The sequence below is a fragment of the Haemophilus haemolyticus genome (assembly GCF_003493685.1).
Classification (GTDB): domain Bacteria; phylum Pseudomonadota; class Gammaproteobacteria; order Enterobacterales; family Pasteurellaceae; genus Haemophilus; species Haemophilus haemolyticus_O.
On record NZ_QQJW01000016.1, the window covers coordinates 1 to 18,860 of the forward strand.

Consider the following 18,860-nt stretch of genomic DNA (forward strand, 5'->3'; position numbering starts at 1 on the left):
TCTTGCTGTGACACCTGCGACAAACAGTTCAATGAGTTTATTTTGTTTATGCTGACTTAAGCGACTTTTTCTCATTGGTTTATTCTAACCTAAATGGGATTTTTAGTCGTTATCTAGTACAGCCCCTTAAAAAAATAGATAATGTACCTAAAACAATTTATGTTGAAATTGAACATTTATCCCCTCTCAGCCTTCGGCAGCTCCCCATAAATAGGTGGAGCCAAGATAATTGATAATATGGAATAGATTAAATGCTCTGGAAAAAAACTTTTACCCTCGAAAACTTAAATCAACTTTGCTCCAACAGTGCAGTTAGCCATCTTGGCATTGAAATTTCTGCTTTTGGCGAGGACTGGATTGAAGCGACAATGCCAGTGGATCATCGTACTATGCAGCCGTTTGGTGTATTGCATGGCGGGGTTTCGATTGCTTTAGCTGAAACAATTGGTTCTCTTGCGGGTTCGCTTTGTTTAGAAGAAGGCAAAACTGCGGTGGGATTGGATATTAATGCCAATCATCTTCGCCCAGTTCGTTCAGGTAAAGTGACCGCGAGAGCCACGCCAATTAATTTGGGTAGAAATATCCAGATTTGGCAAATTGACATCCGCACAGAAGAGAATAAACTTTGTTGTGTTTCTAGATTAACCCTTTCCGTAATCAATTTATGACAAAACCAGTAAAAATCGGCGTATTACTTGCCAATCTAGGTACGCCAGATAGTCCGACACCGAAGTCAATTAGCCGTTATTTATGGCAATTTTTAACGGATCCTCGCGTGGTAGATTTACCACGTTGCAAATGGTATCCACTGCTCAAAGCCATTATTTTGCCATTGCGTTCAAAACGTATCGCCAAAAATTATCAAGCAATTTGGACAGCGCAAGGCTCGCCTTTACTTGCTATTTCACGACAACAAAAAGACGCATTACAAGCCTATTTAGATAAGCAAAATATCGATACTCAAGTAGAAATTGCCATGACATACGGCAATCCATCAATGCAAAGTGCGGTGAAAAATTTGCTTAAAAATCAAGTTGAGCGAATTATTGTTTTGCCTCTTTACCCGCAATACTCTAGCTCAACTACGGGCGCAGTATTTGATGCATTTTCTAATGCTCTTAAAAAAGAACGAGGATTAGTGCCTTTTGATTTCATCCATTCTTATCATATCGATGAGAATTACATTAATGCCTTAGCAGATTCACTAAAAGTGCGGTTAAAACCCGATGAGTTTTTGCTATTTTCTTATCACGGTATTCCTCTGCGTTATGAAAAAATGGGCGATTATTATCGTGAACATTGTAAACAAACGACTATTGCAGTTATTAATAAGCTGGGCTTAACAGAAAACCAATGGGGAATGACGTTTCAATCTCGCTTTGGGCGTGAAGAATGGCTACAACCTTATACCGATAAATTTTTAGAATCAGCTGCAACACAAAACATTCAAAAAATTGCCGTTATTTGTCCGGGTTTCTCCGTAGATTGTTTAGAAACCATTGAAGAAATTGACAAAGAAAATCGAGAAAATTTCCTAAAAAATGGTGGACAATCTTATCAATATATTCCTGCACTTAATGTAGAGCATGTACATATTGAAATGATGGGAAAATTGATCCTAGAAAAACTTGCTTAATAATAGAAATGGTAAAACGTTTCTAAAATCTTCCGCACTTTGCTAAAATCAGCCATTATTTTTTCACAAGGATAAAACATGGCTGATTTTCCTTTTATCGTTGACATCAACGAACAAAATCTTACTGAAATACTGCAACAATCCTTAGAAAAACCACTTGTCATCAATTTTTACGCGCCAACTCATAAAGAATCGGCAGATTTTTTGGCACTACTTGAGCAAGTTGCAGAACAATATCAAGGACAATTTGTTCTTGGAAAAGTAAATTGTGAAAAAGAGCAAATGATTGCCGCACAATTCCGTATCCAAGCATTACCAACCACCTATTTATTTAAAGAAGCACAGGCATTAGATGCATTTCCAGGAGTGCTTGATAAATCTTCATTAATCCAACGATTAAGCATTATTTTACCTAAAGAAGAAGATTTAAAATTCCAGCAAGCGTTAGATTTCTTGCAAGTAGAAAACTATGAAGCAGCATTGCCATTATTGAAAGATGCATGGGAACTTTCTGATAAGAAAAATAGTGATGTTGCCCTGCTCTACGCTGAAACCTATATTGCAATGAAGAAAACGGAGCCAGCACAGGAAATTTTAAATCAAATTCCATTACAAGATCGTGATAGCCGTTGGCACGGATTACAAGCACAAATTGAGCTACAAATTCAAGCAGCAGATACACCTGAAATCCAACAATTACAGGCCGATTATGCTAAAAACCCAACAGCTGAAATTGCAATAAAACTTGCTGTACAACTTCATCAAGCTGGACGAAATGAAGAAGCGCTTACACTACTTTTCGGTATTTTAAAAACAGATTTAGGGGCACAGAATGGTGAAGTGAAACAACAATTTTTATCCATTTTAAGTGCAATGGGCAATGCTGATCCATTAACAAATAAGTTCCGCCGATTGCTTTATTCACTGCTCTATTAATCGAAAGGTTTATAATTGATAAGGTGTATGGAACAATTTCATACATAGCAATCATTAGAATAGGCTTGAATTTAATTAATTCTCCCTTTACGAAAAACAAGGATTCTTTATGTCAGATATCAAACACGCAAAACTTTTAATTTTAGGCTCAGGCCCTGCTGGTTATACAGCAGCCATTTATGCAGCACGTGCAAACTTAAAACCAGTATTAGTGACTGGTTTGCAACAAGGCGGCCAGCTTACCACCACAGATGAAATCGAAAACTGGCCAGGTGATTTTGAGATGACTACTGGTTCAGGTTTAATGCAACGAATGTTGCAACATGCAGAAAAATTTGAGACAGAAATCGTCTTCGATCATATCAATCGCGTAGATTTATCTTCTCGCCCATTCAAACTTTTTGGCGATGTGCAAAATTTCACTTGTGATGCGTTAATTATCGCAACAGGTGCTTCTGCACGCTATATTGGCTTGCCTTCAGAAGAAGGCTACAAAGGCCGTGGGGTTTCAGCTTGCGCAACCTGTGATGGTTTCTTTTATCGTAATAAACCAGTCGGTGTGATTGGTGGTGGAAATACTGCGGTAGAAGAAGCGCTTTACTTAGCCAATATTGCAAGTACAGTGCATTTAATCCACCGTCGCGATAGCTTCCGTGCGGAAAAAATCCTTATCGACCGTTTGTACAAAAAAGTGGAAGAAGGAAAAATCGTTCTGCATACTGACCGCACTTTAGATGAAGTGTTGGGTGACAACATGGGCGTAACCGGATTACGTTTAACCAACACAAAAACTGGGGAGAAAGAAGAACTCAAATTAGATGGTTTATTCGTAGCGATTGGTCACTCGCCAAATACGGAAATTTTCCAAGGGCAACTAGAATTGAATAATGGCTATATCGTTGTAAAATCTGGTCTTGAAGGAAATGCAACTGCCACTTCTGTGGAAGGCGTGTTCGCAGCTGGCGATGTAATGGATCACAATTATCGCCAAGCCATTACCTCCGCGGGAACTGGTTGTATGGCAGCATTGGATGCAGAACGCTATTTAGATGCTCAAGAAGCATAAATTCTCTAACTAATTCCCCTCTTTTTAAAAGAGGGGAACTTTTCTATATCACGATAAAACTATGAACAAACTTCGCCAAAAATATTTACAAAAATGGCTTCGCGCACAACAAGAACCTATCAAAAAATTAATGCGCGCAAACATTGTCCTAGCTACGCTTTCTGCACTCATTTTAGTCGCGCAAACTTATTTTCTTGCGACTTTGCTCGATAAACTGATTATGCAAAATGTGCCTCGTGATGAACTTATTCCTTATTTTCTCGGGCTAATTATCGGCTTTGGGATGCGTGCTATTATTTTATGGGCACGCGAAAAAATAGGTTTCCAAAGCGGACAATTATTACGCAATCATATTCGTCAAAAAATTCTGGATAAAATACATCTTGTCGGCCCTGCGACAATCAATCAAAAACCAGCTGGAAGTTGGGCAAGCATTATGTTGGAACAAGTTGAAAACTTACATAATTTCTATGCCCGTTTTCTCCCTCAACAAAGTCTTTCAGCCATTGTTCCGGTCGTTATTTTAATTGCGGTATTTCCGTTGAACTGGGCTGCAGGCTTAATCTTAATGATTACCGCACCGCTTGTTCCTTTGTTTATGATCATTGTCGGTATTGCTGCGGCTGACAACAGCCAAAAAAATATGGATACTCTTTCTCGCCTCAGTGCCCAATTTTTAGATCGCTTACGCGGTTTGGAAACCTTACGTCTTTTCAACCGCACTTCTGAACAAACGGAGCATATTGAAAATGCCACTGAAGATTTCCGTGAAACCACAATGGATGTGCTAAAACTCGCTTTTCTCTCTTCTGCCGTATTGGAATTTTTTACCTCTATTTCCATCGCACTGATGGCGGTCTATTTTGGTTTTAGCTACTTAGGTCAAATTGAATTTGGTACCTATAATGCACCGCTTACACTTTTCACAGGTTTCTTTTGTTTAATTCTTGCACCTGAATTTTATCAACCCTTACGCGATCTCGGCGCTTATTACCACGACCGAGCAGCGGGTATTGGTGCAGCAGATGCCATTGTTGATTTCTTAGAATCTGATTATTTAACTGTACATCAAAATGAAAAAGCGATTTCCTTAGAAAGTGCGGTTGAAATTTCTGCCGAAAATTTAGTGGTGCTCTCTACACAGGGTTCAGCGTTAACCAAGCCGTTAAATTTCCAAATCCCAGCAAATCACAATGTTGCACTTGTAGGACAAAGTGGCGCAGGGAAAACCTCATTAATGAATGTAATTTTGGGCTTTTTACCTTATGAGGGCTCTCTCAAAATTAATGGGCAAGAACTTCGCGAAAGCAATCTAGCTGACTGGCGCAAACATATTGCGTGGGTAGGACAAAATCCATTGTTATTACAAGGCACAATTAAAGAAAACCTACTACTTGGCGATGTTCAAGCCAACGATGAAGAAATTAATCAAGCGTTAATACGCTCTCAAGCGAAAGAATTTACCGATAAACTTGGGCTTCATCACGAAATAAAAGATGGTGGATTAGGCGTTTCTGTGGGACAAGCGCAACGCCTTGCCATTGCTCGTGCACTGTTACGCAAAGGCGATTTACTTCTGCTCGATGAGCCAACCGCAAGCTTAGATGCGCAATCAGAAAATCTTGTTTTACAAGCATTGAATGAAGCAAGCCAGCATCAAACTACGCTGATGATTACCCACCGAATTGAAGATTTGAAACAATGTGATCAAATTTTTGTGATGCAACGAGGAGAAATAGTACAGCAAGGTAAATTTGCCGAATTACAACATGAAGGTTTCTTTGCTGAACTACTCGCTCAACGACAACAGGATATCCAATAATGCACACATTACTTCCGTTTATACGTTTATTTAAATTTGCCAAATTTCCTCTTATTTTAGGCTTGGTGCTGATGATTTTAGGCTTGGGCTCTAGCATGGGCTTGCTTACCGTTTCAGGCTGGTTTTTAGCTGCTACAGCCATTGCAGGACTAGGCACGCTATTTAACTTTTTCTACCCTTCAGCCAGTGTGCGGGGTTTAGCTATCGGGCGAACCGTCATGCGCTATTTTGAAAAAATAGTGACGCATGATGCAACATTCCGCATTTTGTCCAAATTACGCGTGCAAGTATTTGAAAAAATCATTCCTTTAAGCCCAGCGGTATTAAATCGTTATCGCAACAGCGATTTATTAAATCGTTTGGTGTCTGATGTTGATACGCTTGATAGCCTCTATTTACGTTTACTTGCGCCATTTTTCACTGCTGTATTTGTAATCATTGCTATGACGATTGGACTCAGCTTCGTCAATATTCCACTAGCACTTGGTTTAGGTTTATTTTTGTTAATTTTATTAATAATTATCCCAACTGTTTTCTATCGACTAGGACAGGAATTTGGTGAACGTTTAATCCAAGCACGCGCGACCTATCGAACCCAGTTTTTAGAATTTATCCAAGCACAAGCCGAGCTTTTATTATTTAATGCAGAAGATAAATTAAAAGAGAAAATGTCAGTCACAGAAAAAACATGGCAGGAAGATCAAGCCAAAGAAGCAAAATTAAGCGGATTTTCTACCGCACTTATTCTCTTTCTTAATGGTTTGTTGATTTCTGGAATGCTATGGTTTGCAAGTAACGCCGATTTTGGCACAGATGAATACCACACGGCTTATATTGCACTTTTCACTTTTGCTGCACTTGCAGCCTTTGAGATCATCATGCCATTGGGTGCGGTATTTTTACATATAGGTCAAGTTATTGCGGCTGCAGAACGCGTGACTGAAATCATTGAGCAAAAACCGCTTGTTGAGTTTAATGGTAACGAGAAATTTGAAACAAAAGTGCGGTTGATTTCTGCGAAGGATTTAAGTTTTTCCTATCCAGGGCAAGAAACGCTTGTATTAAAAAATCTTACATTAGATTTAGAACAAGGCCAAAAAATTGCTATTTTAGGCAAAACTGGAAGTGGAAAATCTTCACTTCTTCAACTTTTAGTACGCAATTATGATGCGAATCAAGGTGAGCTTTTATTGGCAGAAAAACCCATTTCCGCCTATTCAGAAGAGACATTACGCGGCCAAATTTGTTTTTTAACTCAACGTGTTCACGTATTCAGCGATACACTTCGTCAAAATTTACAATTTGCAAGTGCGGATGAAATTTCTGATGAGAAAATGATTGAAGTGCTACATCAAGTTGGTTTAAGAAAATTACTTGAGCAAGAAGGAAAAGGTTTAGAGCTTTGGCTTGGGGATGGCGGTCGTCCACTTTCTGGTGGGGAACAACGCCGTTTAGGTTTAGCACGTATTTTACTCAATAATGCACCAATTTTATTATTGGATGAACCGACAGAAGGCTTAGATCGCGAAACTGAACGTCAAATTTTACGTTTAATTCTGCAACATGCCGAAAATAAAACCCTAATTATGGTCACTCACCGTCTCAGTTCAATTGAACAATTCGATAAAATTTGTGTAATTGATAACGGAAGATTAATCGAAGAAGGCGATTACAATAGTTTAATCACAAAAGAAAATGGGTTCTTTAAAAGATTGATTGAGCGAGTATAAGAAAAGAAAGTTGGGCGGAAACCTTCCCAGCTTCTTCTCGGCACACAGTAATTCCGACTTTGGCTGCTTCCTTCCGGACCTGACCGAGTAAACCAGACACCGTTGCGAGAGACCGAGAAGGTTTCCATTGATATCGCAATGCGATTCCGCGCTATTATGCAAAAATTACCGCCGTATTGCAAAGACTAATTCAAAAGTGCGGTGAATTTGGCGAGAATTTAAGCCACATTTTCAGGATTTTAATGAAATGAACTACCTCCAATACTACCCGACCGATGTTATCAATGGCGAAGGTACAAGATGCACACTTTTCGTCAGTGGATGTACACATGCTTGCAAAGGTTGCTATAACCAAAAAAGTTGGTCATTTTCAGCGGGTGTATTATTTGATGACGCAATGGAACAACAAATCATCAATGATTTAAAAGACACACGCATTAAACGCCAAGGGCTGACGCTTTCAGGTGGCGATCCACTTCATCCCCGTAACGTAGAAACATTATTGCCATTTGTGCAACGCGTAAAACGAGAATGCCCTGATAAAGACATCTGGGTTTGGACGGGTTATAAGCTAGATGAATTAGACGAACAACAACGTGCTATGTTGCCTTATATTGATGTGTTAATTGATGGGAAATTTATTCAAGAACAGGCAGATCCAAGTTTAGTTTGGCGAGGTTCAGCAAATCAAATTATTCATCGATTTAAGTTATAAAAGTGCGGCTAAAAATTCATTTAAAATTTCAACCGCACTTTTCAATAAAATCAAATTATTCTTCTAAAACAACTTTACCGATGTAGCCTAAATTACGATGGCGTTGTGCATAATCGATACCATACCCCACCACAAATTCATCAGGAATTTCAAAACCAACCCATTCAACAGGTACTTCCACTTCGCGGCGAGAAGGTTTATCAAGTAAAGTACAAATTGCAAGGCTATCAGGCTCACGCAAATTCAAAATATCACGCACTTTTTCCAACGTATAGCCCGTATCAATAATATCTTCCACAATTAAAACGTGTTTACCTTTTATATCGCCATCTAAATCTTTGGTAATACGAACGTCGTGATTCGTAGTCATGCCTGTGCCATAACTTGAAGTTGTCATAAATTCAATTTCCACTGGTAAATTTATCTGACGAACAATATCCGCCATAAACATAAAGGAACCACGTAAAAGCCCCACAACAACAAGGCTATCGATATGTTTTTCTTGATAAAATTTTGTGATTTGAGCACCTAATTCAGCAATACGAGCATGAACATCGTTCTCTGAGATTAAAACGTCAATGTGGTGTTTTTTCATTGTGTTTCCTTATGAAATGACAGGGGATAAAATCGTTTGCTATTTTACAAAAAAAAGGCTGAAGTTTAAACCTTCAGCCTTTTTGAACCCTAACGAATTTACTTTCTACTCTACCTGTTGGAGCAACCTGCAATCGCTTAACAGATGTGCGTATAGTAACAGATATTTATCCATTGTCAATAAGAATTATTCTCAACTTCAAAAATATTCTTAATTTCCTGAAATTTTCATTTTATCTAACAAAATAGAACCCGTTTGGATGTTAGAACGATGCTCTATATCATCCGCTACAGCAACCATATTCTTCAACATATCTTGCAATTGTCCCGCAATAGTAATTTCGGCGACTGGATATTGAATTTGACCATTTTCCACCCAAAAACCTGATGCACCACGCGAATAATCACCTGTAACGATATTGACACCTTGTCCCATGACATCCGTTACTAACAATCCCGTTCCCATTTGACGTAAAAGTGCGGTCAATCCGCCCGTTAAATTTGGCTTAACAAGCCAGTTGTGAATGCCTCCAGCGTGCCCTGTGCTTGGCATACCAAGTTTTTTACCGCTGTAACTTGTCACTAAATAAGTTTGTAATATCCCGTCTTCGACAATTTCACGATCTTGCGTACGAACACCTTCACTATCAAAAGGCGTAGAAGCTAAACGGCGTAATAAATGTGGTCTCTCACTGATATTGAACCAATCTGGTAAGACCTGTTTACCCAAATGTTCGAGCAAGAAACTTGATTTTCTATATAAACTGCCACCACTTATTGCAGCGGCAAAGTGAGAAATAAGACCCGTTGCAACATCATTTAAGAAAATGACAGGCACTTCTCGTGTACTCAATTTTTGAGGATTTAAACGAGAAACGACTTTCTTTGCACAATTTTCTCCAACCCAAATTGGCGATTGGAGTTTGTCAAATTCACGAGAAATTGTATATTCGTAATCATTTTCTAAGGCATCTTCTATGCCACCAATAACCGAACAAGATAAGGAATAACGGCTTGATAAATAACTTTGCAACATGCCATGACTATTTCCATACACTTTCACGCCTGTATGTGAATTAAAACTTGCACCATTACTATTTATAATACGCTCATCCGCCTCTAAAGCCGCCTTTTCAGCCTGAAGTGCAAGCTCTGTTGCTTTATCAACATCCACATCAGCAGCATGATAAAGTTCTAAATCAGGCGCATCAAAAGCCATTAAATCCTTATCTGCAAGGCCTGTGCAATCATCGGGTGAAGTGTATTTTGCAATAGCAAGTGCGGCTTCCACTGCGTTTCGAATAGCGCCTTCACTTAAATCTGATGTTGATGCATTGCCTTTTTGTTGTCCTATATAAACGGAGATCCCCAATGCACCATCATTAGTAAATTCAACATTTTCAATTTCTTGCAAGCGTGTGGATACTGACAATCCGCTCACTTTAGTGACGGCGACTTCTGCAGTCGCGCCTGATTTTGTTGCTAATTCAACAGCAAAGCTAACTGCTTGACGTAATTCTTGTTCTTGAGCTTTCAAAAGTGCGGTTTGATTTTCGGCTATTTTCATTATTTTTTCCCGTTAAAAATTTGTCACATTTTATATTATTTTGAAACTTTGTGCTAAAATACGCGCCAAATTTTAGTTGAGAGAAATTATGGCGAAACGTAAGAAAAAAGAAGCTTTCGATTGGGAAGATGAAGACCAAGAAGAAATTATTTGGGTAAGTAAAAGCGAAATCAAACGCGATGCTGAAGATTTAAAACAACTTGGTGAAAAGATTGTAAATTTAACCAAAGCTAATCTTGCCAAAATCCCACTTGATGAATCCTTACTTGATGCCATTGAACTTGCACAGCGTTTACAAAAAGAAGCTCGTCGCCGTCAATTACAGTATATCGGAAAATTATTTCGAGGAATTGATGTTGAGCTCATTCGTGAAGCATTAGATAAAATCGAAAATAAACATAATCAACAGCAGGCTATGCTGCACAAAATCGAGAAAGTGCGGGATGAATTAGTAGAAAAAGGTGACGTGGCTCTAACCAATTTATTCAATGATTATCCCGATGTAGATCGTCAACAACTACGTAATCTTATTCGTTCGGCACAAAAAGAACGTGAGCAAAATAAACCATCGAAAGCCTATCGAGAAATTTATCAAATGCTCAAAGCATTGATGTTAGAAGATTAAAAAATATTAAATTTTCATCCGCACTTTTCGAGTAATAAATTTAAAAATATGAATATTCGTTGGAATGTAATTTTGGGTCTTATCGCTCTCGGTTCGCTAGGATGGTTTTATTCTTTAAATAGCGATAAACCTGATTTGTCAAACTTAGTAAAAAAACCAGATAGTCCTGATTATATTGGAAATAAAATGGAAACTACGGTGTTTTCCCCTGAAGGTAAGAAACAATATCTTTCGACTGCAGACAAAGTGAAACATTATACGGTTGATGGCCATACTGAGTTTGAAATGCCTTTGGTGTACTTATTCGATGTCTCTACATCTAATAATGCTGAAAAATCAAATCATTCAGCAAAATTATTAGAATCACAAAGTTGGAAACTTAGCGCAAAAAAAGCCAAATTGACGAAAGATGAAATGCTTTATTTAGAGGGTGATGTCGTTGCTGAAAGTTTAGAACCAACTTCTCGGTTACAGCGAATCGAAACACAAGTTGCAGAGGTTAACTTAAAAACTCAAGATATTTCATCAGGTACAATGGTGAAAATAAACGGACAAAATTTTAACTCAACTGGCTTAAAAATGATTGGTAATCTACGCCAACAAATTGCAACATTAAAAGAACAGGTAAAAACATATTATGAAATTAACAAACAATAAAATTATTTTACTCGCGGCATTAATCATGACCTCTTTCTCTGCTTTAGCATTGAAAGATGATACGAATCAACCAATTAACATTGTTTCTGATAATCAATCATTAGATATGGAAAAAAGTGTTGTCACTTTTACTGATAATGTTTCAATTACTCAGGGTTCAATTTTAATCAAGGCAAATAAAGTTGTCATTACACGCCCACCTGAAAATTCAGGTAAAAAAGAAACCGTAGAAGCATTTGGTACTCCAGTAACATTCCATCAACAGCTAGATAATGGTAAGCCAGTGGATGGGAAAGCAAACAAAGTTCACTATGATCTTGGTACTGAATTTTTGACATTAACTGACAATGCTGAATTAAAGCAACTTGATAGTAAGATTAATGGACAACTAATTACCTACGATGTGAAAAAACAGCAACTTAAAGCTAATGGCAATGGAAAATCACGTGTAACAACAGTCCTTATTCCATCGCAATTACAACAAGCTAAAGGGAAGTAATTTATGTCAATTCTGACTGCTGAAAATTTAGCTAAGAGCTATAAAAACCGTAAAGTTGTTTCGGATGTAAGTTTAACCGTAAACTCTAATGAAATTGTCGGTTTGCTCGGACCAAACGGCGCTGGGAAAACAACAACCTTCTACATGGTTGTCGGATTAGTTCGCCAAGATCAAGGTAAAATTATTATTGACGGAGAAGACATTAGTTTGCTCCCCATGCATAATCGTGCGCAACGTGGAATCGGTTATTTGCCACAAGAAGCCTCTATTTTTCGCCGTTTGACTGTATACGAAAATCTAATGGCTGTATTAGAAATACGCAAAGATTTAACCACTCAACAACGTCGAGAAAAAGCTGATGAGTTGATTGAGGAATTTAATATTGGCCATATTCGGGATAGTTTAGGTCAGTCATTATCTGGCGGTGAACGTCGTCGAGTTGAAATCGCACGAGCATTAGCTGCAAATCCCAAGTTTATTCTATTAGATGAGCCATTTGCTGGTGTAGATCCAATTTCTGTGAGCGATATTAAGAAAATCATCACCGACTTACGTAACCGAGGATTAGGTGTTTTGATTACCGATCATAATGTACGTGAAACACTTGATGTATGTGAACGCGCTTATATTGTTGGCGAAGGCAAAATTATCGCAACAGGCACACCAGAACAAGTTATGAACGATGAACACGTTAAACGCGTTTATTTGGGCGAACAATTCAAATTATAAAAATGAAAATAACTGAACTATTAAGCCCTGAGAATATTCGTCAGGGCGTTAGTTTTTCTAGCAAAAAACGATTATTTGAATCTATCGCACATTTTGTAGAAGAAAAACTTCACCGTGATAAAGGTGAGCAAGCGTGCTTTGAATCCCTTTTTGAACGCGAAAAACTGGGTAACTCAGGGCTAGGCAATGGCATAGCAATGCCTAAGGCGAAAATTCCTCTTGAGGTATGTAACAAAGCAATTGCCATGTTTATGCAATTGGATAACCCAATTAATTATGATTCGCTTGATGGTAAACCTGTAGATTTAATTTTTGCTATACTTATTCCAGAGAATCAGTGCGAAACATACATCCCTATATTGGCATCATTAATCGAAAAACTTACCGATAAAAATATGTTAAAACAATTACGTTCAGCCAAAAGTGCGGATGAAATTTGGCAAGTTTTTGAGATTTCAGATAGAGCAGAAACTTCGCCTGAAGAAACCCAAGAATAATTTAAAGGGGAAATTATGGAAATTATCATTATTAGTGGACGTTCTGGCGCAGGAAAATCCGTAGCCTTACGAGCATTAGAAGATGCCGGATATTATTGTGTTGATAATATTCCTCTAGATTTACTTCCTCAATTGACTGATATTCTATCTCAATCCCAATCTTCGGTCGCAATCAGCCTTGATATTCGTAATATTCCTAATTCAGCCAATACTCTCGAACAAACTCTAAATACCTTACAAAAATATCATCAATTAAAGATTATTTTCCTTGAAACAGATCGTGGCACATTGATTCGTCGTTATAGCGATTCACGCCGTCTGCACCCACTTTCCTTGAAAGATCTATCTCTTGAAGCCGCAATTGATGAAGAATATCGCTACCTTGAGCCATTAATTCAACACGCAAACTTTATTATTGATACTACCCATCTTTCTACTCATACCCTTGCGGAACGCCTACGTGAATTTTTACGAGGAAATAGTGATAAAGAACTAAAAATCATTGTTGAATCTTTTGGCTTTAAATATGGAATTCCTTTAGACGCTGATTATGTTTTCGATGTACGTTTCTTACCTAACCCCCATTGGGATCCAACATTACGCCCAATGACAGGATTAGATGCGCCAGTAGCAGAATTTCTGAATAGTCACACGCAAGTAAATGAATTTATCTACCTCACTCGTAACTATATTGATACTTGGTTGCCAATGTTAGAAAAAAACAATCGTAGCTATTTAACTATTGCCATTGGATGTACTGGGGGAAAACACCGCTCCGTTTATATTGCACAGCAGTTAGGCGAATATTTTCAAGCTAAAGGGAAAATCGTCCAAATTCAGCACAAATCTTTAGAACGAAATAAAAAGGCATAAAAAAGTGCGGTCAAAAATAATTTTATTGACCGCACGTTCTTATAAATTAACTGGTTTTACAATCTCGCTAGGATAACAACCTAAAATCTTTAGATAATTACTACAATTCTTTAACTCTTCCAAAGCTTGCTGAATATCAGGATGATGGATATTCGCTTCTATTTCGAGATAAAACATTTCTTCCCAAGGTTTCCCATAAATTGGACGAGACTCTAATTTTGTCATATTAATTTGATGTTTTTTGAAAACTAAAAGTGCATCAACTAATGAGCCAATTTGCTGTGAAGTTGTCATTAGCAATAATGTTTTTGCCGGTATCTGTGGTGAAACCTCACGCTGTTCTTTAGCAACAACAATAAAACGCGTAATATTGTTCTCTTGATTAGCAATATTAGTTTTTAATACACTAAGCCCATACAATTTACCACCATCTTCATTCCCTAATGCCGCAATATTCGGCTTATTTAAACTTGCAATAAGTTGCATTGCATGAGAGCTACTTTCACAATATTCAATATGTACTCGATCAAGACTATGTATAAATTGACTACATTGTTGGATCACTTGGGGATGACTATATAAAGTATCAATTTCACTTAATTCAGTTGTGCCATTTACCAAAACACAATGCTGAATTGGATAAGCGAGCTCACCTACCAATGATAAGTCAGTATGCTGGAGCAAATCATAGACTTCATTAATAGCGCCTGATGTTGTATTTTCTAAAGGCAATACGCCAAAATCCGCTTCACCATTTTGCACTTTTTCAAATACTTGCTCAAAAGACTGACATCCTAGTTCTACAAATTGTTTTTGATAACGAGCAGCATAATTACGTGCAGCTAAATTTGAATAAGACCCTCTCTTACCTAAAAAAGCAATATGTAAATTTTGATTGCGTTGTTCATTAAGTTTATTCTGCAAATAGACTTGCTGGGTCAATACTGAATCTTCAATAATTTTTTGGAAAATTGAAGTAATATATTGTGGTTCAAGTTGATAATTCTCATTTTCTGAAAATTGAACTAATTCTTGTAAAAGTTGCTGTTCTCGCTCTACATCACGCAAAGCTTTTTGCGAGATCTCTTTACTTCTCACTACATCGAAAGCTAAACGATGACGCTCAGAAAGCAATTTTAATAAACTACGATCTATTTGCGTAATTTGTTGGCGAATTTCAGATAATTCTAGCTTCATAGCATCCCCTTATAAAAAATAAGAAAAACAAACCGCACTTTTAAGCCTTAGTCATTTAAAGTGCGATGAAAATAAAAAAGCTATACTTCTTAGCAGAAATATAGCTTTTTCAAAAATAAAATGATTAGATAAATACTTGAACAGGCGCAACGTATCCTTGCGGTACTTGTTCTTTATCTTCGAAAGTTACAAACTCCCACGCTTCTTGATTTGCTAATACTGCACGTAGTAACTTGTTATTTAAACCATGACCAGACTTATAAGCTTTAAAATCACCAATAATGTTATAACCAGCCATATAAAGATCGCCAATTGCGTCTAACATTTTATGACGAACAAGTTCATCTTTAAAGCGTAAGCCATCTTCATTTAAAATTCTATAATCATCAAGAACAATGGCATTATCAAGGCTACCACCTAATGCTAAACCTTGAGATTGAAGATATTCTATATCTTTCATGAAACCAAATGTTCTTGCTCGACTAATTTGATGAACAAATGCTTGAGCAGAGAAATCCATGACATAATTACGAACATTTTTGCCAATAGCGGGATGATCAAAATCAATAGTGAAATCTAAACGGAAACCATTGTAAGGTTTAAATTCAGCCCATTTATCACCATCTTCAACTCGAACATATTCTTTAATACGAATAAATTTCTTAGGTGCATTTTGTTCTTCAATTCCAGCATCTAACAACAAATAAATAAATGGACTTGCGCTACCATCCATAATAGGAATCTCAGGCGCATCAACCTCAATAATGATATTATCAATCCCAAGACCTGATAGTGCAGCATTCAAATGTTCAACGGTAGAAATTCGTACACCTTGCTCATTAATTAATGCGGTACAAAGCATTGTATCACGTACGGAATTAGGATCAGCAGGAAATGCCACTGCAGGATTTAAATCTGTACGATAGTAAACAACACCTGTATTTGGCATAGCCGGACGTAATGTTAAAGTCACTTTCTTACCGCTATGTAAACCAACACCTGTTACTTTAATACTTTGTTTTAATGTTCTTTGTTTAATCATTCTACTACCTTAATATTCCAGGTATTTCTCAAAACCAATTAAATTAATTTTCTTCACGTTGCGCTGGATTAAAGAAACTGTTTTTCTTAAATGCTTCTAAACGATCAGTGATAGGTTTATCCAACGGACGATGATATTCTTCTGCTGGAGTTTTCTGAGTTTCTACTGGCTCACGAGTATGTATATCAGGCACAATATTTACGCGACCTGTACCTTCTGGCTCAACTGGACGAGAAGGACGCAATACTTGAACAGACTCAGTTGGGGCGATTTCCCCCAATCCTGTTGCCACAATAGTCACTCGAATTTCATCGCTCATCTCAGGCACTAAACTCGTACCAATAACCACTGTTGCATCTTCTGAAGCAAAGCTACCGACAGTTTCACCAACAATATTAAATTCTTCGAAAGAAAGATCCATACCAGCTGTGATGTTTACTAAAATACCCTTAGCATTAGAAAGATCGATTTTTTCCAATAAATCATTACGCACTGCAATACGAGCGGCTTCTTCTGCTCTACCCTCACCTGCAGCACCAATAGCAGAACCGAAACCAATCATCGCTTGCCCCATTTCAGACATAACTGTTCTTACATCGGCAAAGTCCACATTGATTAGGCCAGGCGATGTAATCATATCCGAAATGCCCATAACCGAATTACGTAACACATCGTTTGCTGCAGCAAAAGCATCAATTAATTTAGCATTTTTAGGGAGAACTTTTTGGATTTGTTGATTAGGAATAATAATCATCGAATCAACATACTGAGCTAAATCTTTAATACCAAGCTCTGCAAATTGCATTCGCTTTTTGCCTTCAAAAGCAAACGGTTTGGTCACAACAGCAACAGTTAAAATGCCCAATTCTTTAGCAATTTTTGCGACAACAGGCGCTGCACCAGTACCAGTACCACCGCCCATACCAGCTGCAATAAAGACCATATCCGCACCTTCAAGCATTTTGCGAATTTCTTCCTGATCATCTTCAGCAGCCTTACGACCAACATTTGGATTTGCCCCTGCACCTAAACCTTTGGTAGTTTCTCCACCAATTTGTACGGTTTGTTGAACTTGGCTTTTACGTAATGCTTGAGCGTCTGTATTTACAGCATAAAAAATAATACGACCATGCTCTTCTGAAGTTAATGAGCTTTCACCTAAATAAGTTCCACCCATTTCTTGCTTGACCATACTCATAACCATATGATTTACAGCATTACCGCCACCGCCGCCAACACCTACAACTTTGATCAGTGCGCCGGACTCATTAAAATTATCGTACTCAGGGTACTCTGGGTATAACATCGATGTTCTCCGTTAAGGCCAGATAAGCTGGCTCAATATAAAACCTAAATTCTCTCTATTGTAGATGAAAAATCAAAATAATCAAAATTCTGACCGCACTTTATTCACAATTTTTTTAATTCCATTCCAAATTGGTTTTAGTATTCCATCATCAGATTCATCATTTCCTGAAATCAAATCATCATCACTGTTACTATGGTTATACTGCAACAACCCCACCACCGTTGAATATTGAGGGCGATTCACGTAATCTGTCAATCCAGTAATATTCAGCGGGCTACCAATACGTACTTGGCAATTAAATACGTCAGATGCACATTCTTTCAAATCTTCTATTTGCGCTCCACCACCAGTAATAACTACGCCAGCAATAAGCTCAAACTTCACATGTTTTGTTTCCAACTCAGCCTTTAATTTATCTAATTCGTCTTTCACAACACCAAGAAGTTCCGTATAGCGAGCTGATGTAATTAAGGATAAATCACTTTTTGTTAATGAACGAGGTGCTCGCCCACCAATACTTGCAACTTCAATTTTTTTATCACCGTGCAAACGAGCTGGGTAAAATGCACTTGCATAACTAACTTTAATTCGTTCAGCTTCTGCACGCGAAATAGTACAAGCGTGGGCAATATCGTTAGTCACAATATTTCCCGCATAAGGAATAACCTTACTGAAACGTAATGCGCCGTTTGTATAAACCATCACATTCATGGTGCCAGCCCCGAAATCAATCAAGCAAACACCAAGATCTTTTTCATCTTCGGTTAATACTGAATGCGTTGCTGCAAAACCAGAAAAAACGACTTTATCTACCTGTAAACCGCAACGCTCAACCGCTTTTTTCAGGTTGTTTTGCCAATCTTGATGACAGGCGATTAAATGTACTTGTGCTTTTAAACGAACACCTTGCAACCCCAATGGATTTTTAATATTTAACTGGCGATCCACCGCATATTCTTGAGGAATCACATGCAATAAGGATAAGCCTTCAGGCAACTTGATGGAGCTCGCTGTATGCAGTGCGGAATCAATTTCATCTTGTGTTACTTCGCCATCTGAAATTGGCACAAAACCACTTTCATTTAAACTTTGAATATGTTCACCAGTAATTGCCAAAGTGACACTCATAATCTGACAATCAGCCATAGATTCAGCTGCTTCAATGGCTCTTTGAATAGAATTTACGACAGCTTCAAGATCTGTGATACTGCCACGATCAATCCCTTTAGATGGGCAACTACCAACACCTAACACATTCACTACGCCATCAGGAAATACCTCGCCCACTACGGCAACAACTTTTGACGTACCGACTTCTAATCCTACAATTGTTTTAGCTTCCACACCTTTAACCATTTTCGCACCT

19 protein-coding genes, 1 other RNA gene and 1 pseudogene are annotated in these 18,860 nt (G+C 37.8%); 13 read left to right on the top strand and 8 right to left on the bottom strand.

The genetic code is table 11. From position 1 onward, the window contains the following. Positions 1–75, bottom strand: a pseudogene (locus DV434_RS09835) (IS1595 family transposase); the annotation flags it as partial. 176 nt (positions 76–251) lie between these two features. Here DV434_RS09835 and DV434_RS09840 point away from each other — a divergent pair. From DV434_RS09840 to cydC, 6 genes are all read left to right on the top strand, one after another. Further along, positions 252–668: a hotdog fold thioesterase gene (locus DV434_RS09840; protein ID WP_118786000.1), complete on the top strand. Its 417-nt coding sequence runs from the start codon at positions 252–254 to the stop codon at positions 666–668. After that, positions 665–1,636, top strand: coding sequence for a ferrochelatase (hemH, locus tag DV434_RS09845; RefSeq protein WP_118786001.1), 972 nt, complete (start codon positions 665–667; stop codon positions 1,634–1,636). The genes DV434_RS09840 and hemH overlap by 4 nt, the downstream gene beginning before the upstream one ends. A 78-nt stretch (positions 1,637–1,714) precedes the next feature. Beyond that, positions 1,715–2,572: a co-chaperone YbbN gene (locus tag DV434_RS09850; protein WP_118786002.1), complete on the top strand. Its 858-nt coding sequence runs from the start codon at positions 1,715–1,717 to the stop codon at positions 2,570–2,572. A 109-nt stretch (positions 2,573–2,681) separates the two neighbouring features. Then, positions 2,682–3,638 (top strand): thioredoxin-disulfide reductase, encoded by a 957-nt coding sequence (trxB, locus tag DV434_RS09855; protein WP_118786003.1) that lies wholly within the window; start codon positions 2,682–2,684, stop codon positions 3,636–3,638. A 61-nt stretch (positions 3,639–3,699) separates the two neighbouring features. Then, a complete protein-coding gene (gene cydD, locus DV434_RS09860; RefSeq protein WP_118786004.1) occupies positions 3,700–5,460 on the top strand; it encodes a heme ABC transporter permease/ATP-binding protein CydD in 1,761 nt (586 codons plus the stop codon). Next, on the top strand, positions 5,460–7,190 hold the full coding sequence (gene cydC, locus DV434_RS09865; RefSeq protein WP_118786005.1) for a heme ABC transporter ATP-binding protein/permease CydC: 1,731 nt from the start codon (positions 5,460–5,462) through the stop codon (positions 7,188–7,190). The genes cydD and cydC overlap by 1 nt, the downstream gene beginning before the upstream one ends. Positions 7,191–7,210: 20 nt before the next feature. On the opposite strand, the gene ffs is transcribed toward cydC, so the two are convergent. Beyond that, positions 7,211–7,309: signal recognition particle sRNA small type (gene ffs, locus DV434_RS09870), an RNA gene on the bottom strand. Positions 7,310–7,437: 128 nt separating this feature from the next. Between ffs and nrdG the strand changes: the two genes are divergently transcribed. After that, positions 7,438–7,905: an anaerobic ribonucleoside-triphosphate reductase-activating protein gene (gene nrdG / locus DV434_RS09875; RefSeq protein ID WP_050822885.1), complete on the top strand. Its 468-nt coding sequence runs from the start codon at positions 7,438–7,440 to the stop codon at positions 7,903–7,905. Positions 7,906–7,960: 55 nt separating this feature from the next. Here the strand turns inward: nrdG and hpt are convergent, their stop codons facing one another. Together hpt and pmbA are read right to left on the bottom strand one after the other, a co-directional pair. Beyond that, on the bottom strand, positions 7,961–8,500 hold the full coding sequence (gene hpt, locus DV434_RS09880) for a hypoxanthine phosphoribosyltransferase (protein WP_118786006.1): 540 nt from the start codon (positions 8,498–8,500) through the stop codon (positions 7,961–7,963). A gap of 210 nt (positions 8,501–8,710) precedes the next feature. Further along, on the bottom strand, positions 8,711–10,066 hold the full coding sequence (pmbA, locus tag DV434_RS09885) for a metalloprotease PmbA (RefSeq protein WP_118786007.1): 1,356 nt from the start codon (positions 10,064–10,066) through the stop codon (positions 8,711–8,713). An 88-nt stretch (positions 10,067–10,154) separates the two neighbouring features. Here pmbA and yjgA point away from each other — a divergent pair, with 88 nt between their 5' ends. The 6 genes from yjgA to rapZ are packed head-to-tail and all read left to right on the top strand — an operon-like array spanning position 10,155 to position 13,946. Beyond that, positions 10,155–10,691 carry a ribosome biogenesis factor YjgA gene (gene yjgA, locus DV434_RS09890; RefSeq protein WP_118786008.1) on the top strand — a complete coding sequence of 179 codons (537 nt, stop codon included), beginning with the start codon at positions 10,155–10,157 and terminating at the stop codon, positions 10,689–10,691. Between the two features lie 48 nt (positions 10,692–10,739). After that, positions 10,740–11,348 carry an LPS export ABC transporter periplasmic protein LptC gene (gene lptC, locus DV434_RS09895; protein WP_118786009.1) on the top strand — a complete coding sequence of 203 codons (609 nt, stop codon included), beginning with the start codon at positions 10,740–10,742 and terminating at the stop codon, positions 11,346–11,348. Beyond that, a complete protein-coding gene (gene lptA, locus DV434_RS09900) occupies positions 11,329–11,847 on the top strand; it encodes a lipopolysaccharide transport periplasmic protein LptA (protein ID WP_046942790.1) in 519 nt (172 codons plus the stop codon). The genes lptC and lptA overlap by 20 nt, the downstream gene beginning before the upstream one ends. Before the next feature lie 3 nt (positions 11,848–11,850). After that, on the top strand, positions 11,851–12,576 hold the full coding sequence (lptB, locus tag DV434_RS09905; RefSeq protein WP_118786010.1) for an LPS export ABC transporter ATP-binding protein: 726 nt from the start codon (positions 11,851–11,853) through the stop codon (positions 12,574–12,576). A 2-nt stretch (positions 12,577–12,578) separates the two neighbouring features. After that, positions 12,579–13,073, top strand: coding sequence for a PTS IIA-like nitrogen regulatory protein PtsN (ptsN, locus tag DV434_RS09910; protein ID WP_118786011.1), 495 nt, complete (start codon positions 12,579–12,581; stop codon positions 13,071–13,073). Positions 13,074–13,088: 15 nt separating this feature from the next. After that, positions 13,089–13,946 (top strand): RNase adapter RapZ, encoded by an 858-nt coding sequence (rapZ, locus tag DV434_RS09915; protein ID WP_118786012.1) that lies wholly within the window; start codon positions 13,089–13,091, stop codon positions 13,944–13,946. 39 nt (positions 13,947–13,985) lie between these two features. Here rapZ and DV434_RS09920 read toward each other — a convergent pair whose 3' ends face one another. The 4 genes from DV434_RS09920 to ftsA form a co-directional block, all read right to left on the bottom strand. Then, complete coding sequence (locus DV434_RS09920; RefSeq protein ID WP_005635006.1) at positions 13,986–15,143, bottom strand: chorismate mutase; 1,158 nt, start codon at positions 15,141–15,143, stop codon at positions 13,986–13,988. Positions 15,144–15,267: 124 nt separating this feature from the next. After that, positions 15,268–16,185, bottom strand: a complete 918-nt coding sequence (gene lpxC, locus DV434_RS09925; RefSeq protein ID WP_005630366.1) for a UDP-3-O-acyl-N-acetylglucosamine deacetylase — start codon at positions 16,183–16,185, stop codon at positions 15,268–15,270. A gap of 43 nt (positions 16,186–16,228) precedes the next feature. Beyond that, positions 16,229–17,491 carry a cell division protein FtsZ gene (ftsZ, locus tag DV434_RS09930; protein ID WP_005637676.1) on the bottom strand — a complete coding sequence of 421 codons (1,263 nt, stop codon included), beginning with the start codon at positions 17,489–17,491 and terminating at the stop codon, positions 16,229–16,231. Between the two features lie 81 nt (positions 17,492–17,572). After that, positions 17,573–18,850, bottom strand: a complete 1,278-nt coding sequence (gene ftsA / locus DV434_RS09935; RefSeq protein WP_118786013.1) for a cell division protein FtsA — start codon at positions 18,848–18,850, stop codon at positions 17,573–17,575. Between the last annotated feature and the right edge of the window lie 10 nt (positions 18,851–18,860).

Excerpts from the sequence above, each read along its gene's own strand:
- trxB (WP_118786003.1), top strand. The coding sequence starts at position 2,682 with ATGTCAGATATCAAACACGCAAAACTTTTAATTTTAGGCTCAGGCCCT.
- DV434_RS09920 (WP_005635006.1), bottom strand. The coding sequence starts at position 15,143 with ATGAAGCTAGAATTATCTGAAATTCGCCAACAAATTACGCAAATAGAT.
- DV434_RS09840 (WP_118786000.1), top strand. The coding sequence starts at position 252 with ATGCTCTGGAAAAAAACTTTTACCCTCGAAAACTTAAATCAACTTTGC.
- pmbA (WP_118786007.1), bottom strand. The coding sequence starts at position 10,066 with ATGAAAATAGCCGAAAATCAAACCGCACTTTTGAAAGCTCAAGAACAA.
- cydC (WP_118786005.1), top strand. The coding sequence starts at position 5,460 with ATGCACACATTACTTCCGTTTATACGTTTATTTAAATTTGCCAAATTT.
- lptB (WP_118786010.1), top strand. The coding sequence starts at position 11,851 with ATGTCAATTCTGACTGCTGAAAATTTAGCTAAGAGCTATAAAAACCGT.
- lptC (WP_118786009.1), top strand. The coding sequence starts at position 10,740 with ATGAATATTCGTTGGAATGTAATTTTGGGTCTTATCGCTCTCGGTTCG.
- nrdG (WP_050822885.1), top strand. The coding sequence starts at position 7,438 with ATGAACTACCTCCAATACTACCCGACCGATGTTATCAATGGCGAAGGT.
- rapZ (WP_118786012.1), top strand. The coding sequence starts at position 13,089 with ATGGAAATTATCATTATTAGTGGACGTTCTGGCGCAGGAAAATCCGTA.
- ftsZ (WP_005637676.1), bottom strand. The coding sequence starts at position 17,491 with ATGTTATACCCAGAGTACCCTGAGTACGATAATTTTAATGAGTCCGGC.
- ptsN (WP_118786011.1), top strand. The coding sequence starts at position 12,579 with ATGAAAATAACTGAACTATTAAGCCCTGAGAATATTCGTCAGGGCGTT.
- cydD (WP_118786004.1), top strand. The coding sequence starts at position 3,700 with ATGAACAAACTTCGCCAAAAATATTTACAAAAATGGCTTCGCGCACAA.
- DV434_RS09850 (WP_118786002.1), top strand. The coding sequence starts at position 1,715 with ATGGCTGATTTTCCTTTTATCGTTGACATCAACGAACAAAATCTTACT.
- lpxC (WP_005630366.1), bottom strand. The coding sequence starts at position 16,185 with ATGATTAAACAAAGAACATTAAAACAAAGTATTAAAGTAACAGGTGTT.
- hemH (WP_118786001.1), top strand. The coding sequence starts at position 665 with ATGACAAAACCAGTAAAAATCGGCGTATTACTTGCCAATCTAGGTACG.
- lptA (WP_046942790.1), top strand. The coding sequence starts at position 11,329 with ATGAAATTAACAAACAATAAAATTATTTTACTCGCGGCATTAATCATG.
- ftsA (WP_118786013.1), bottom strand. The coding sequence starts at position 18,850 with ATGGTTAAAGGTGTGGAAGCTAAAACAATTGTAGGATTAGAAGTCGGT.
- yjgA (WP_118786008.1), top strand. The coding sequence starts at position 10,155 with ATGGCGAAACGTAAGAAAAAAGAAGCTTTCGATTGGGAAGATGAAGAC.
- hpt (WP_118786006.1), bottom strand. The coding sequence starts at position 8,500 with ATGAAAAAACACCACATTGACGTTTTAATCTCAGAGAACGATGTTCAT.